The organism is Dongia sp. P2_B8, assembly GCF_056404715.1.
The window spans coordinates 315,196-329,019 of the sequence record NZ_JBFUDM010000003.1 but is presented as its reverse complement, the minus strand read 5'-3'; the positions used below and the strand labels follow the sequence as shown (position 1 = coordinate 329,019).

The window sequence follows — 13,824 nt, the reverse complement described above, 5'->3', positions numbered from 1 at the left end:
GTCGACGATCGGCCTTAGCCAAGGGCAAAATCCTCCCCCTCAGCGCATTACTCGAACGACAACGAATTGATCTGTCATCTGCTATATCGTATACGATATCATATACGATCTCAACCACCAAGAAGCGGATGTGAGGGTTTTCAAGCTTAATCAAAGGATTAATGGCATGGCTGCCGACGCGACCGATTTTTCTGTGATGAGACTGCCCCGCGAGATTCTGTTCGGCGAAGGTCAGTTGGCTGCCATCGGCCAAGTGGCAGCACGCCTTGGCGCGCGTGCCCTGATCTGCACTGACGGGCGTTTCGCAGCGAGCGAGGCCTTCGCGCAATTGCTGGAAAGTCTTCAGGAAGCGGGCCTCAAATGCCATGTCTTCGACGCCGTTGAGCCGGATCTTCCCTGCGAAAACGTCTATCGCTGCGCTGCGATGGCGCATCCCTTCGCCCCCGATCTCGTCATCGGTATCGGCGGCGGCAGTTGCATCGACCTCGCAAAATGCGCCGGGCTCATTCTCACGCACGGTGGCAAGCTTGAGGATTATTACGGCGAGTTCAGGATTCCCGCGCGCATTCTTCCGGTGATCGCCGTGCCCACCACTTCCGGTACAGGATCCGAGGTAACGCCCGTCGCCGTGGTGTCCGATTCAGAACGCACGCTCAAGGTCGGCATCTCCAGTCCATACATGATTCCGGCCGCCGCGATCTGCGACCCCATCCTCACCTGGACCTGCCCGCCGCCGTTGACGGCGATCGCTGGCGCCGACGCACTGACCCATGCGATTGAAGCTTTCACGGCATGCCGGCGTGTCCCGGACGCTGACCTGGCGCAAAGGCATGTGTTCGTCGGCAAGAACGCCTTCAGCGACATATTCGCGCTGAGGGCCATCTCGTTGATCGGCGGGAGCCTGGAGCGGGCCTGCGCCGACGGATCCGATCGGCGGGCGAGATCCGATCTGATGCAAGGCGCCCTCGCTGCCGGCTGTGCCTTTGGTACCGCCGGCACGTCGCTAGCGCACGCGGTGCAGTACCCGATCGGCGCGGTGACCCATACGCCGCATGGCATCGGCGTCGCCGCTATCCTCCCCTATGCCATGAGCTACAACCGTACTACCGCGCTAGCGGAGATGGCTGAGATCGCGGTCGCGCTCGGCGTGGATCGGGCGCGCCAGTCCGTCGATGCGCTCTCTCAGACCGCGATCCAGGAAGTCAGCCGGATTTTCGCTGCCATCGGCATACCGACGACATTGCGGGACCTTGGCCTGCCAAAGGATCGGATCGACTGGACGGCCGAGCAGGCTGCCGGGATCGCGCGCCTGCTCAAAAACAATCCACGGCCTATCGATCGCGACGGGCTTCAGAGATTTCTCGTGGCGGCTTTCGACGGTGATCTTGCCGCCGCTGCCCAATAGCATCTCTCGCCAACTCATTGGAAAATCTGATATGTCTGCGTTCAAACCTGCCATCGAAAGCACCGCAAATCCGTTTGCCCGGTCCCAGAATCTCTATATTGGCGGTACGTGGCGCCCAGCAACCGGCGGCGCGACAATTCCAGTTCACAATCCTTCCACCGAAGCCATGCTGGCGTCGGTTCCAGACGCCACTCTGGAGGACGCCGCGGCGGCTGTCGATGCGGCCGCGAGAGCCGCGGCGGATTGGGCGGCGACGGCGCCGCGCCGTCGCTCCGAGATACTGCACCGCTGCTTCGATCTGATGACCGCACGCGCCGACGAACTCGCGGAATTGATCTCCCTGGAGAATGGCAAGGCCCTCCGCGATGCGCGCGGCGAGGTCGTCTATGCGGCGGAATTCTTCCGCTGGAACGCAGAGGAAGCGGTCCGCATCCGGGGCGATTTCCAGACCGCACCGTCTGGGATGAACCGGATTATCGTCGATCATCAACCGATTGGCATTTGCATACTAATCACGCCATGGAACTTTCCGGCGGCGATGGCGACGCGCAAGATTGGCCCGGCCCTGGCTGCTGGCTGCACGGTGATTCTCAAGCCGGCTTCCGAAACACCTCTGACCGCCTTCGCGCTGGCGGCGCTCTGTGAAGAGGCCGGGGTGCCGCCGGGAGTCGTGAATGTTCTGACGACAACCAAGCCGGGACCGCTGGTCGCCGCCATGCTGGCAGACCCTCGCGTCAGGAAACTTTCATTCACCGGCTCAACCGCTGTCGGGCGAACCCTGCTTACCGAAGCCGCCAGGAACGTCATTAGTTGTTCGATGGAGCTCGGCGGAAATGCTCCCGTCATCGTCTTCGATGATGCGGATCTAGATATAGCGATCGATGGCATCATGATTGCCAAGATGCGCAATGCCGGACAGGCATGCACGGCCGCCAACCGCATCTACGTCCAGTCCGCCATCCATGATGAATTTGCAGCACGCTTGACCGGACGCATGTCGGCGCTCGCTATGGGGCCGGGCGTTGCTCCAGAAACGGAATGCGGCCCGATGATCACTGCGATCGCTGTCGGCAAGATCGACCGCCTGGTGCAGGATGCTCTTGCAAAAGGTGCGACCCTTCTCTGCGGCGGTTCACGGCCGGATCGCCAAGGGTACTACTTTCAGCCGACCGTACTTTCTGGGGTCGTAGCCGGCGCCGATATGATCCACGAAGAGATTTTCGGGCCTGTTGCTGCGCTGTGCCGCTTCGGTACCGAAGAGGAGGCGATCTCTCGCGCCAACGACACGGAGTACGGCTTGTCGGCCTACATCTTCACCCGTGATATCGCCCGGGGACTAAGAGTGGCGCGGCGTCTGGAATCTGGCATGATCGCCCTCAATCGCGGCTTGGTCTCGGACCCGGCGGCGCCGTTCGGCGGCGTCAAGCAAAGTGGCCTCGGGCGCGAAGGCGGGCCGGATGGCATTTATGAATTTCTCGAGACAAAATACATTGCCGCCACAATCTGATTCTCGCAGCGGGGAGCGGGTGCTTGACCAAAGATCCATTTCGGAACCGTGATCACATAGAGAATTTCGATGCGCTGATCGAAGAATACAAGATCAGGAGCGCCGCAACCCGTGCCTCGCTCAACATGCTGGCTGGCGTCGCATATGGTGCCGGGGTGGGCGAGACGTTGGATTTATTCCTCCCAAAAGACCCGGCAGGTCCATACCCCGTGCACCTCTTCATCCACGGCGGCTACTGGCGGATGTTCGCCAAGGAGGATTTCTCGTTCGTCGCAGACACCATTACCTCGGCCGGGGCAATTGCCGCCATCATGGACTATGACCTGATGCCGGAGGTTCGGATGGATCGAATCGTCAACCAGGTCCGGCAGGCGGTCCAATGGCTCGCCGACAACGTGGGTGATTACAAAGGTGACACGACACGCTTCTCGATCAGTGGTCACTCTGCGGGTGCCCATCTGGCAACTTTCGCATTCCGCGAAGGGACCGGGGGTCTCAAGCCTTGCCGCGCATTGCTTCTCAGCGGAATATATGATCTGAAGCCACTGCAATCCTCATTCCTGCAGCCCCTCATCAGTTTGACCGATCAAGAGGTGGCCTCGTTTTCACCGCTTCGCCACCGCCATGAAACCGGTACGCACGTGGCCGCTGCCTTTGGCGAACGGGAAACAGATCCCTTCAAAAGCCAGGGAACTGATTTCGCCAAACATCTGGCTGATCAAGGGATCTCGGTTGCCGCGCATATGCTGCGCGACGCCGACCATATGACTGCCGTGAGAGATCTCGGCACGCCCGAGAGCGAAGCCGGAGAATTGCTCATTCAAACCATCCGTGCCTAGCCATTAAATCCGAATGGTCGTCACTCCGCTACAACTTGTCTCCGGGGCTTGGTTCTAAACACACTCAGAGGTCAAGCAGCAACCGCGTCGTGCCTTCCGCCGGCACAGCGCAGCAGACAAGTGCCTCGTCATCGCCGGTTTCAGCACTGGGCGGCGTGAGATACGTGACCGCGCCTTCGACAATCTTGGCGCGGCAGCTGCCGCAGTTCCCCGCGCGACAGCTGAAGGGCGGAGCAAGACCGCGCGATTCGGCGAGTTCCAGCAGCGATCCGCTGCCAGGAGTCCAGCGCGCTTCCTTGCCAGATGCCGTAAAGGCTACCGCGACGGATTCCTTGGACGGCGGTCCCAGAACAATTGCGGGCGCGCCCTTATCCGCGACACGGGTCAGTGAGGCCGGCCCGAACGCTTCGGCATGGATGCGCGTATCCGAAATATTGAACCCGCGCAGCCCATCATAGACCGCCTGCATGAATTGACCCGGCCCGCACAGATAGAAATCATAGTCACCGAAGGGCAGCGTCGCACTCAGCAGCGCCATATCGATACGGCCCTCGACATCGTAATCTTCCTGGGCGCGCGCATCACCTGGCTCGCTCAGCACCCGCACCAAACGCACCAGCCCCTGCCCCATCGCCAGCAATCCGGCGATCTCGCCATCGAAGGCGCGGTCATCCTTGTTGCGTGCGGCATATAACAACCAGGTGGGTCGGATGCGGCGCTTGCGCTGGCCCTCAAAGATGATGTGCCGCAGCATGGCGAGCATCGGGGTAATGCCGATTCCAGCCGCCATCAGCACAGCCGGCCGGGGCTCCAATGCGTCGACAGTGAATCTGCCGGCAGGTGCCTGCACCTCCAGCGTATCGCCGACCTTCAGTGTGTGGAGGTGCGCCGATACCGTGCCTTGTCGCTTGACGCTGATGCGATAGAAGCCATCGGAGGGTGCCGCCGACAGTGTATAGGTGCGGATAACAGATCTGTCCGTTCCCGGCAGCGTGAGGCGGATCGGCAGATGCTGTCCCGCTTCATGCGGAATGAGGCCGAATCCGTCCAGCGGCTGCAGATAGAACGATCGCACGCTGGCACTTTCCGGCCTGATCTCTTCGATGCGAAACGGCCGCCATTGCCTGGCGAGTTCCTGCGCCTTCAGCCGCGCCGCCATCTCGGCCCAATCGCCTGTCATTAGTGAATTGGGTGAAGCCCCTTGCGTCTCGTCCGCCCAATGCAACGGCAGCGCCGCCGGGCGATAGACGATGTGGGTGGGTTGCATCCGCCAGAAGCGCTCAGCTCCTTGGAACGCCGCGATCTCCGGCCCATCGAGCATAACCTGCGGCACACCGGTGATCTGCAGCAGATCGCCTGAGGTGAAATCGACGAAGACCAGCCCAGCGCGTGGATTGACGCTGAAATTGCCGAGCGTGTTGAAAAACAGATTGCCGGCAAAATCCGGTACCGTCAGAACACCCGCTTCGCTGATATGCACAAACCCTGGCTTGCCGCCACGATGCGACACGTCCACTTGCCGCCCGCCTTCCGGCAAGTCGACATAGGATGCAACGAAGAACGTGTCCGCACCATTGATCATCGCCCGAGCGCGTGCGTTCAATTTCTCCAGATACTGCACCGTCTGAACTGGCTGGAACCGGTCGGCCGGGCGGGTGAACTCAAATCGCCGCAGCTGGATGTATTGCGGGCAATTGCCGTAACTCTGGTGGACCGCGATGGTAAAGCTGCTCTCATTTTGACGCAGCACCGTGCCGTTCATCCTGTTGCGCCGCCGCGTGTGCAATTCGATCCCAAGCAGCCCGATGGCATCCCCGTCATTGAAGCCCGCCTCTGCCGGATCGCCCGGATCGCGGGCAAGTTTGACGCCAAGGCGCTTCGGATCCGGTGATTGCATGAAGCCTGGCTCGTTCGCTCGCAAGGTGGCCCACACGTCGCCCCGCGCGTCGACCGATCCCAGCACGATGAAGGGAAGTTGCGCGAAAAAATCACGATGCTGGTCCGGCATGTAATCGCGGATGACCCGGCGTCCTACATCCGCCATGCGCTCGGCAACGCCGGCGCTGCGCTGCAGGGCGACCTCGCCGTCATGCCAGGGTGATGCGGTGGATATCTGGGTAACAGTCATCTGCAGGCCTTTCTTCTGCGAGAGTAACACGGGACGAAGGCCAAGCCTGCGCCCCGTGCCGGTTCAATCTTTACGCCGCCAGACCAACGGGCGTTTTCTGGAATGCGACGAATCCGGGAAGGGCTTCGATCCGCGCCAACCAGCCCCGCACATGAGGATATCCTGAGAGGTCGACATTCCCTTCCGGCGCGCTGGCGATGTAGCTGTAGAGGGCGACATCCGCAACGGTCGGCGTCGTTCCAGCAATGAAATCCCGTTGCGTCAACTCGGCATCAATCAGCTTCAGCACATTGTGCGCCCGTGTCAGCACTTCCTCCGGCCGGAAGCCTGCGCCAAACACGGTAATGAGGCGTGCTGCCGCTGGGCCGTAAGCGATTTCGCCGGCGGCGACCGACAGCCATTTCTGCACTTTCGCGGCGGCCAGTGGTTGTTCCGGCAACCAGTCACTGCGCCGCAGTTTCTTTGCGAGATATATCAGGATGGCGACTGAATCGGTCACGATCGTACCGTCATCGTCCAGCACCGGCACCTGGCCGAACGGGTTGAGCTTCAGAAAATCCGCCGCCTTGTGAGCCCCCTTGGCGAGGTCAACGAGGACCAGTTCGTGCGGGACATTGAGCAGCGATAAGAACAGGCGCGCGCGGTGTGAATGTCCCGACAGCGGATGATGATAGAGTTTCATGATTGCGTCTCCTAAAGAGAATGAGGAAAGGAAGGGTCAGGCGGCATCGCGCAAATTGACGCGCGGGAAGTCGATCTCGGTCTTGAACACCTCGTTTACATAATTGGTCCAGGTGTTGAGGGCCACATGCTGCACGATCTCGAGCAACTGGCCATCGTCATAGCCGGCAGCCTTCACCGTGGCGATGTCAGCTTCGCTTACTTGGCCGCGCGAGCGGGCTACCAGTGCTGCAAAGCTGACGGCGGCATCAGCCTTCAAATCGTTGGAGCGGCCACTACGGTTGGCAGTGATTTCCGCGTCGTCGAGCTTGGCGAGATTCTTGGCCGTATAGGTGTGGGCCGAGAGGCAATATTCGCAGCCATTGATCTCCGCGACGGCAAGCGCGATGCGCTCGCGGGTCTGCGGCGGCAAGGCGCCCTTGCCCAGCGTGTCGGCGAGATCGAGATGGCCCTTGAGGGCGGTCGGGCTGTTGCTGATCAGCTTGAAGATATTGGGCACCATGCCGAACTTCTTTTTGACGCCCTCAAGCAGGGACTGCGAAGCGGCAGACGCGTCGGCGATGGTGTTGGGGGTCGGAATGCGTGACATGAGAGCCTCCAGTTGGGGGATGAGGCGGGCGAAGAATTCCCGAACGCGTCATCTACCCGGAAGCTAGATCCTCCCGATAATTTGCGGTAGATTGTCATTTTAGGAACAATCCTCCCAAAAAATGGGAGGTTAGGTATTGAGGAAATGGCATGGATAGGCTGGAGGCGATGGCGCTCCTCGTGACGGTGACCGAGGTCGGCAGCCTGTCCGCGGCAGCCCGCCAATTGGGGGCGCCTCTCGCCACCGTCAGCCGCAAGGTTGCCGATCTCGAGGCGCATCTCAACGCGCGCCTCCTTACCCGCACCAACCGCAAAGTGCAGCTGACCGAAGCCGGCCGCGCCTATGTCGCAGCCGCCAAGGAAATCCTGGGGCGAGTCGAGGAAGCCGAGCGGACAGTGGCCGGTGAATACGTGACGCCCAAGGGGGAACTCACCGTGACTGCGCCGCTGGTCTTCGGGCGCATCCATATCTTGCCGGTGGTGACTGATTTCCTGAACGTCTTTCCGGACATCACGCTGCGCCTCATCCTGGGCGACCGGCTCTCGAACCTCGTCGAAGACCATATCGATGCCGCCTTGCGCATCGGCAATCTACCCGACAGCAATCTGGTGGCGACACGCCTCGGTGCGACCCGACGCTCAACCTATGCCAGTCCTGACTATCTCAAGCGTCGCGGCACACCGATGACTCTCGAGGATCTCGTCCATCACGATTGCGTCAGCTTTGAAAACATTGCCCCATCGAAGTTCTGGAACTTCCACGATGGCAAGCACGAAATGCCGGTCCGTGTTCGCACGCGCCTTAGCGTCACCACCGCGGAGACGGCGATCGACGCCGCGGTCGCTGGCACGGGTATCACCCGCGTGCTCTCCTACCAGGCCGCCAAGGCTGTGGGCGCGGGGGCGCTCGTCTCGATCCTGGAAGAATTCGAACCGCCCGCCTGGCCGATTCACTTCGTCCACGTCGCTCAAGGCGCCCTGCCTCTCAAAATGCGAGCCTTCCTCGACTTCGCGATACCCAGGCTGCGCGCAAAGCTTGCGTGACGGATTCGGCACAGAATCCGGGACCAGGACATCAGGCAACATTTGGGCGCGCCAGATCGTGCTAAGCTACTTCGCCCGACGCATGCTCGACGAAGCCGCCAGCTAGAATGTGTCTGCTGAAGAACGCCGGCAATTCTGCCTGCGATAATTGCTCGCACGCAGAAAGGATCTGCCCTCCACACGCCAGAACTTTCAGGGCTTCAAACGCTTGCCGGGAAACGGATGCCGTCATTGTGGCATTGTGGTGTCGCCACACCATCAACCGAGCGCCACCGCTATCCAGCGTTATCGCTCCGGCATCCCCGCCACCATGCGCTAGTCGATAGATGTCCGGCAGCGGGAAATTGGACCAGAGCAGAGTGAGGCTCGGATGCGCCTTGACAGAGAGCTCAGCCAGTTGATCAGGGGTCAGCACACTCAATAGGTCCGCATCCAGAGCCACCGCGTCAGGTGCAGTCGTCGCCCGGTTGATGGCCCAATCCAATCTGGCTATGTCGGCAAGATAGGGTAAACTCTTCACCAACATCTCGCCATCAAGGTACTCGCCAAAAGCTGCGCCATATTCCGCCAGCCAAGGTTGGAGAGGCGGCTGGCACTGCAAGAATCGCGAGGCAAGCACACGAAACGCTTCCTCCCCGATAAGCAAGGAGACCGTCGGGAACGTCATGGCGAGTGCAGCACAAAGGCTGATTCGATGATGATTGCGATAGACGCTGAGTGGGTCACCTTCCGGCAGATGTTCTGGCCTGACAACATCCATCAAGGAGTCGCAGCCGGTTCCTCGAATGGCCGCCACCATCTGTCGTTGCAGATCAACAAGCGCGGTCATATTTTGCCTCAATCAATGCATCCTGGCGCATCGCATCAGCTTTGGCCGCCTCGGCCACCAAGACAGCAAGGTCCGGGATATTGCTGTCCCATTCAACCAGCGTGACGGCTTCAGGGAAGAGGCATGCAGCCTCACGATAGAGCTGCCAGACGGGATCGGCAACCGTGCCGCCATGATCATCAATCAATATGCGGCGCCCATTCTGCTCGGCGATGTGATGTCCCGCCACATGGATTTCGGCGACCGTACCGGGCGTCAATGCGGCCATCACACTTTGCGGTGAAACTCCGAGATTGTGAGCATTGACGTGGAGATTATTGACATCAAGCAGCAATCCACAACCGCTGCGACGGGCCAACTCCGCCATGAAGGCACCTTCCGGGATAGGCGAGTGAGTGAAAGCGATGTAGGCACTCGGGTTCTCCATCAGAATATTGCGCTTGAGCTGGTTCTGGACTTGATCGACATGGTCGGCCAAGATCGCTAGCGCCTCTTCGGTATATGGCAAGGGCAGCAGATCGTTGAGGTAGACCCCATCCATTCGGCACCAGGCGATGTGCTCGGACACAAGGAATGGGTCGACCACTTCCGTCAGGTCCCGCAATCTATCCAAATGCACACCGTCGATCGGCTCGGCACCTCCCAATGACAGGCCTACGCCATGCAATGATATCGGATGGCAGTCGCGAACGCCGAGCAGGACCTCCCTGGCGCCGCCGCCGCCCATATAGTTCTCAGAATGCGCCTCCAGGAAGCCGATCGTAAGCTTTTGCTCTCGAATGGCTTGATGGTGTGTCACGCGAAGGCCGATGCCCGTGCGCATGGAGTTGGACGGCATCATCATCAATCTGCCGCGCTAGTAGGCGGGCTGATCAGCCTCGCGCCGCGTTGATAGGCTGCATAGGCCCAGAGCCATTGCAGAGCTACCCGAACGCGGCTGCGCACCTCGATCAGGAACGCCACGTGTGGCAAGGCGTCTTCCTTGGATGCTGGATAATGCTGCTTCATGGCGATTGTCCTATTTGGTACGATGATCAAAGATGCGCCTGACCAGATGATCCAGCGACATGACGCCCGGCCCGCGGGTCAGCAGCAGCAACAGGAACGTCATCCAGGTAAGGTGTTCGACCCAGCTCTGCGGATAGACGAAGGTCTGGATAACCAGGGTCATACCGATCATCGGCAGGCAGGCTAGGCGCGTGGCGAGGCCCAGGACGAGTAGAACCGGGGTCGTCAGCTCAACGCTGGCTGCCAGAGGTGCCGCAAGCTCCGGTGGCAGGATGGGCACCTTGTATTCGCTCGCAAAGAGCTGGAGGGTGAGATCCCAATTGGCCAGCTTGCTCTGTCCGGCGCGCCAGAAAATCGTGGCCATGCTGATGCGCGCCATAAGCTGCAAAAGGCTGAGCGGCAGGTATTCCAGGCGATCATAGAGTCGGCGTACTTTATGGGTCAGGCTAGACGAGCGTGTATAGCCTTCGGCTTGCATGAGCATCGTCATGTTAGTCTCCTTCATAGAATGGAATCAGAGCTTTGCGTGCAGGATAACATCGGCGATGGCACCTTCTTCGATCAGCGAGGCGACGCCCTTGGTGCCGTCAAAGGCTGAATCCTGGAGCGCCGCCAATTTCGTTGCTGCGGCAAGGGTTCGGCCGCGAGCGAGAGAGGATTCGAAAGCAAAGCGAGCAGATGGCAGCGTTTCATAGGTAACGGCTGCAATATCATCAGATCGATCGGGAGTAAGCCGCAGAAGGATGGACTGGCTGGCAGGCGCGTTCGGCAAATCGGTATCCGTGGCAGCCCAGTGATGAACGGGGTAGGACAGGCTAAGATAGCGGAAGCTTGGCTGCAGCCGCAGCATGAGGTCCGGATGTCCCTGGATCAGATCGGCAGGCAGGCAGCAGGCACCGATACTTGGTTCGCGATCCTCTAGCCCGGCCAGAAACAGCCCAAGATCGAGCCGCGCCAGATCGGCCAATGCGGGATGCTCTCGACCGACATCTTGGCCAGCCAGGAAAGCGGCAAAGGCGCGCGGATCTCGCGCTTCGAGGCGACCCTCGCTACGATGGGCCTGCCACAGCTCTGCCAAGTGCTTGGGCCCGATGACACGAGCAACTTTCCGGAACACGACCACGGCATCAACGGCGCGGGATGACGGTCGCAAACCGCAGGCATCGCCTCGAATCGCGGCAACGATCGATGTTACATCACCGTCAGATGGGCCTTGATGGATGCAATGGCGAAACTGCAGGGAACGAGACAATTCCGGCACCTGAGACATAGAGAGGGGAAGGCGGCGAGGATGCCCGAAAGGTCATCCTCGCCGGGATAGCGGTCGGTTACTTCGGCTCGAGGCTGCCGCCGTTGATCTTGTTGCAAACGCCCTTCGGCACGAACACCCAGGCATCGCCCTGCCCGCCCGCGGCAACCGAACCAGCGCAGGAGTTGGTCGCAGTCTGGCAATCGTTCTGGCCACCAGCGGCGACACCGAAGCATTTCTCGAATTCATAGGACGGCGGTGTGGCCGGGCCGGCATTGGCGGCGGCGATGCTCATGAGGCTAACGGCGGCTGTCGCGGCGGCAAACAAGCTGGCATTGGTGATCTTCATCTTTGTCTCCTGATGACTGTAAGAGCGGCGAGACCACCTCGCCGTCATCAGCAGTATTTCTGAGGGCAAGGAAGATCTAAAATGCCGCTTCGTCACAGAAACGATGACGTGCGGGCATCGATCGCAGTCACCCCATATGCACAGAAAAACGCCCGGCATTGAGATACCGGGCGTTTCAATGATCGGGCTATATGCCTTACAGGTAGGTCTGCGCGATGTCGACGCTGGACCTGACACCGAGTGCGTCAAAATTGTCGGCAAGCCAGGCATCGGCATGGGACCGACCTGTTTCCTTGAGATCGAGCAGAAAATCCCAGTCGGCGTTCAACTTGGAGAGAACATTGAGCTTCTGCATGACCTGCTCGGCGGAAATCGAGTGGATATGCAGTCGTTTGAGATCCTTCGTCGGATCATCATGGTCCGCGTGCTCGCCGATCAGCTTACTGACAAAGTTGATTGCTCGCATTTCCCGCATCAGGGATGAATTGAAACTGATTTCGTTGATGCGATTGATGATCTCGCTGGCCGTTCTCGGCAGCTCCTCTCGGGTCATGGGATTGATGTGCACCACGACCATATCGGCGCTGTCTGTATTGTAGATGAGCGGGAAGATGGCCGGATTGCCCATATAGCCGCCATCCCAATAATGCTCGCCATCGATCTCGACGGCCTGGAACAGGAAAGGGAGGCAGCCGGAGGCAAGGACCGCGTCGGCAGATACTTCCTTACCGTCGAAGACTTTGACCTTCCCGGTTCGCACATTGGTCGCCGACAGGAACAGTTTGATCGGCTGCGGTCGGCTGCGAAATGCCTCAAAATCGACCGAGGCCGACAAGACCTCGCGCAGGGGATTCCAGTTCATCGGATTGAGCTGATAGGGCGACATGATGCGCGAGACGAAATCGAGCCACATAAAGGAAGGCGAGCTCTCCAGCGCCTGATTGCCCGTGATCTTGTCCCACCAAGTCGCCTGAAACGGCGAAAGACTGGCCGCGTGAGCAATCCGGCGCCAGAAATTGGCGAGCGCCGCCTTGGCTCCGGCCCGGCCGCCCTCTTGATAGCCGTAGACCATCACAGTCGCATTCATGGCGCCTGCAGAGGTCGCCGATATCCCATCGAATTCGATGCGATCGTCCTCCAAGAGGCGATCCAACACGCCCCAAGTGAAGGCTCCGTGAGCACCCCCGCCCTGAAGAGCGAGGTTGATCCGGCGCGTTGCTACGTCGTGAGAGGTCGGCCTGCTGGCGGTCGCCGCATCGTCGGCACGGCGCATCGGCGAGGACAAGGTGTTCATGACAATGTCTCCTTTCAATGTGCCGTCCAGCCACCGTCGACGGACAGGCTGGCTCCGGTAATGGATCGTGCAGCTTCCCCAGCCAGGAAGACAGCGAGGGCGCCAATCTCGCTCGCCTTGGCAAACTGCTTGTTCGGTTGCTGCGCCAGGAGAACGTTGCGGACGACTGCCGCACGGTCGATGTTGTGCGACATGGCCTGCGCCGCGATCTGCTTTTCGACCAACGGCGTCCAGACATAGCCGGGACAGATGGCGTTCGCCGTGATGCCCTCTTCGGCCGTTTCAAGAGCCGTCACCTTGGTGAGGCCCAGAACACCGTGTTTTGCTGCCACATAGGCGGCCTTGAAGGGCGACCCAACCAGCCCGTGCGCTGAGGCAATGTTGATAATTCGTCCGAAGCTGCGGCGCTTCATCCCCGGCAGTACCTGTCGCGTCGCATGGAAGGCCGAGGAGAGGTTGATGGCCAGAATGGCATCCCATTTTTCGACCGGGAACTCGTCGATCAGCGCCACGTGCTGGATTCCGGCATTATTGACCAGGATGTCCACCCGGCCGAACCGGGCCTCTGTCGTCGAGACAAGGTCAGCAATTTCGGCTGGGTGGCTCATATCCGCACCGTGAAAGGGAATATCGACATCATGCGTGGCAGCGACCCGCCGTGCTGCCACCGCCAGCTCTGTGGCATCGCCAAACCCATTCATCACGACATGGGCACCTGCCTTGGCAAGTTCCTCCAGGATAGCAAGGCCGATCCCGCTGGTGGAGCCTGTGACGATGGCAACGCGGCCGGAAAGGGCTCGGCTGGCCAGGGTCGCCGGGCTGGCCTCCGGCCCTACGCCTTCGGGGGTGAGCGTGTTCATATGGGCATTTCCTAAAAAGGGATTGGAATGACGCCAATCTGGT

The 13,824-nt window shown here is 60.2% G+C and carries 15 protein-coding genes; 4 read left to right on the top strand and 11 right to left on the bottom strand.

Annotation, left to right across the window (positions count from 1 at the left end):
• Positions 1-166: 166 nt before the first annotated feature.
• The 3 genes from AC1DWZ_RS09150 to AC1DWZ_RS09140 are packed head-to-tail and all read left to right on the top strand — an operon-like array spanning position 167 to position 3,751.
• The gene (locus tag AC1DWZ_RS09150) at positions 167-1,405 is read left to right on the top strand and encodes an iron-containing alcohol dehydrogenase (protein ID WP_477168573.1); all 1,239 of its coding nucleotides are present in this window, start codon (positions 167-169) and stop codon (positions 1,403-1,405) included.
• Positions 1,380-2,912 carry an NAD-dependent succinate-semialdehyde dehydrogenase gene (locus AC1DWZ_RS09145; RefSeq protein WP_477168572.1) on the top strand — a complete coding sequence of 511 codons (1,533 nt, stop codon included), beginning with the start codon at positions 1,380-1,382 and terminating at the stop codon, positions 2,910-2,912. The genes AC1DWZ_RS09150 and AC1DWZ_RS09145 overlap by 26 nt, the downstream gene beginning before the upstream one ends.
• 23 nt (positions 2,913-2,935) lie before the next feature.
• Positions 2,936-3,751 (top strand): alpha/beta hydrolase, encoded by an 816-nt coding sequence (locus AC1DWZ_RS09140; protein ID WP_477168571.1) that lies wholly within the window; start codon positions 2,936-2,938, stop codon positions 3,749-3,751.
• Between the two features lie 64 nt (positions 3,752-3,815).
• Here the strand turns inward: AC1DWZ_RS09140 and AC1DWZ_RS09135 are convergent, their stop codons facing one another.
• The 3 genes from AC1DWZ_RS09135 to AC1DWZ_RS09125 all read right to left on the bottom strand — a co-directional run bounded on the left by AC1DWZ_RS09135 (position 3,816) and on the right by AC1DWZ_RS09125 (position 7,149).
• The gene (locus AC1DWZ_RS09135; protein WP_477168570.1) at positions 3,816-5,879 is read right to left on the bottom strand and encodes a 2Fe-2S iron-sulfur cluster-binding protein; all 2,064 of its coding nucleotides are present in this window, start codon (positions 5,877-5,879) and stop codon (positions 3,816-3,818) included.
• Positions 5,880-5,949: 70 nt separating this feature from the next.
• Positions 5,950-6,561 carry a glutathione S-transferase family protein gene (locus AC1DWZ_RS09130; protein ID WP_477168569.1) on the bottom strand — a complete coding sequence of 204 codons (612 nt, stop codon included), beginning with the start codon at positions 6,559-6,561 and terminating at the stop codon, positions 5,950-5,952.
• A gap of 36 nt (positions 6,562-6,597) precedes the next feature.
• A complete protein-coding gene (locus AC1DWZ_RS09125; protein WP_477168568.1) occupies positions 6,598-7,149 on the bottom strand; it encodes a carboxymuconolactone decarboxylase family protein in 552 nt (183 codons plus the stop codon).
• 149 nt (positions 7,150-7,298) lie between these two features.
• On the opposite strand from AC1DWZ_RS09125, the gene AC1DWZ_RS09120 reads away from it, so the two are divergent.
• Positions 7,299-8,192, top strand: a complete 894-nt coding sequence (locus AC1DWZ_RS09120) for a LysR family transcriptional regulator (protein WP_477168567.1) — start codon at positions 7,299-7,301, stop codon at positions 8,190-8,192.
• A gap of 61 nt (positions 8,193-8,253) precedes the next feature.
• On the opposite strand, the gene AC1DWZ_RS09115 is transcribed toward AC1DWZ_RS09120, so the two are convergent.
• From AC1DWZ_RS09115 to AC1DWZ_RS09080, 8 genes are all read right to left on the bottom strand, one after another.
• Entirely contained in the window at positions 8,254-9,021 is a 768-nt protein-coding gene (locus AC1DWZ_RS09115; protein WP_477168566.1) for an HvfC/BufC family peptide modification chaperone, read from the bottom strand.
• Positions 9,005-9,865 (bottom strand): MNIO family bufferin maturase, encoded by an 861-nt coding sequence (gene bufB / locus AC1DWZ_RS09110; RefSeq protein ID WP_477168565.1) that lies wholly within the window; start codon positions 9,863-9,865, stop codon positions 9,005-9,007. The genes AC1DWZ_RS09115 and bufB overlap by 17 nt, the downstream gene beginning before the upstream one ends.
• Entirely contained in the window at positions 9,865-10,029 is a 165-nt protein-coding gene (locus AC1DWZ_RS09105; protein ID WP_477168564.1) for a hypothetical protein, read from the bottom strand. The genes bufB and AC1DWZ_RS09105 overlap by 1 nt, the downstream gene beginning before the upstream one ends.
• 10 nt (positions 10,030-10,039) lie before the next feature.
• Complete coding sequence (locus tag AC1DWZ_RS09100) at positions 10,040-10,519, bottom strand: DoxX family protein (protein WP_477168563.1); 480 nt, start codon at positions 10,517-10,519, stop codon at positions 10,040-10,042.
• Positions 10,520-10,543: 24 nt separating this feature from the next.
• Positions 10,544-11,182: a hypothetical protein gene (locus AC1DWZ_RS09095; protein ID WP_477168562.1), complete on the bottom strand. Its 639-nt coding sequence runs from the start codon at positions 11,180-11,182 to the stop codon at positions 10,544-10,546.
• A gap of 175 nt (positions 11,183-11,357) precedes the next feature.
• Positions 11,358-11,627, bottom strand: a complete 270-nt coding sequence (locus tag AC1DWZ_RS09090; protein ID WP_477168561.1) for a BufA1 family periplasmic bufferin-type metallophore — start codon at positions 11,625-11,627, stop codon at positions 11,358-11,360.
• Positions 11,628-11,823: 196 nt separating this feature from the next.
• Positions 11,824-12,921, bottom strand: coding sequence for a patatin-like phospholipase family protein (locus tag AC1DWZ_RS09085; protein WP_477168560.1), 1,098 nt, complete (start codon positions 12,919-12,921; stop codon positions 11,824-11,826).
• 14 nt (positions 12,922-12,935) lie between these two features.
• Complete coding sequence (locus tag AC1DWZ_RS09080; RefSeq protein ID WP_477168559.1) at positions 12,936-13,781, bottom strand: 3-hydroxybutyrate dehydrogenase; 846 nt, start codon at positions 13,779-13,781, stop codon at positions 12,936-12,938.
• Positions 13,782-13,824 lie beyond the last annotated feature (43 nt).

Coding starts and splice junctions, on each gene's coding strand:
- AC1DWZ_RS09105 (WP_477168564.1), bottom strand. CDS start 10,029: ATGAAGCAGCATTATCCAGCATCCAAGGAAGACGCCTTGCCACACGTG.
- AC1DWZ_RS09150 (WP_477168573.1), top strand. CDS start 167: ATGGCTGCCGACGCGACCGATTTTTCTGTGATGAGACTGCCCCGCGAG.
- AC1DWZ_RS09100 (WP_477168563.1), bottom strand. CDS start 10,519: ATGACGATGCTCATGCAAGCCGAAGGCTATACACGCTCGTCTAGCCTG.
- AC1DWZ_RS09085 (WP_477168560.1), bottom strand. CDS start 12,921: ATGAACACCTTGTCCTCGCCGATGCGCCGTGCCGACGATGCGGCGACC.
- AC1DWZ_RS09135 (WP_477168570.1), bottom strand. CDS start 5,879: ATGACTGTTACCCAGATATCCACCGCATCACCCTGGCATGACGGCGAG.
- AC1DWZ_RS09080 (WP_477168559.1), bottom strand. CDS start 13,781: ATGAACACGCTCACCCCCGAAGGCGTAGGGCCGGAGGCCAGCCCGGCG.
- AC1DWZ_RS09090 (WP_477168561.1), bottom strand. CDS start 11,627: ATGAAGATCACCAATGCCAGCTTGTTTGCCGCCGCGACAGCCGCCGTT.
- AC1DWZ_RS09125 (WP_477168568.1), bottom strand. CDS start 7,149: ATGTCACGCATTCCGACCCCCAACACCATCGCCGACGCGTCTGCCGCT.
- AC1DWZ_RS09130 (WP_477168569.1), bottom strand. CDS start 6,561: ATGAAACTCTATCATCATCCGCTGTCGGGACATTCACACCGCGCGCGC.
- AC1DWZ_RS09120 (WP_477168567.1), top strand. CDS start 7,299: ATGGATAGGCTGGAGGCGATGGCGCTCCTCGTGACGGTGACCGAGGTC.
- bufB (WP_477168565.1), bottom strand. CDS start 9,865: ATGATGATGCCGTCCAACTCCATGCGCACGGGCATCGGCCTTCGCGTG.
- AC1DWZ_RS09115 (WP_477168566.1), bottom strand. CDS start 9,021: ATGACCGCGCTTGTTGATCTGCAACGACAGATGGTGGCGGCCATTCGA.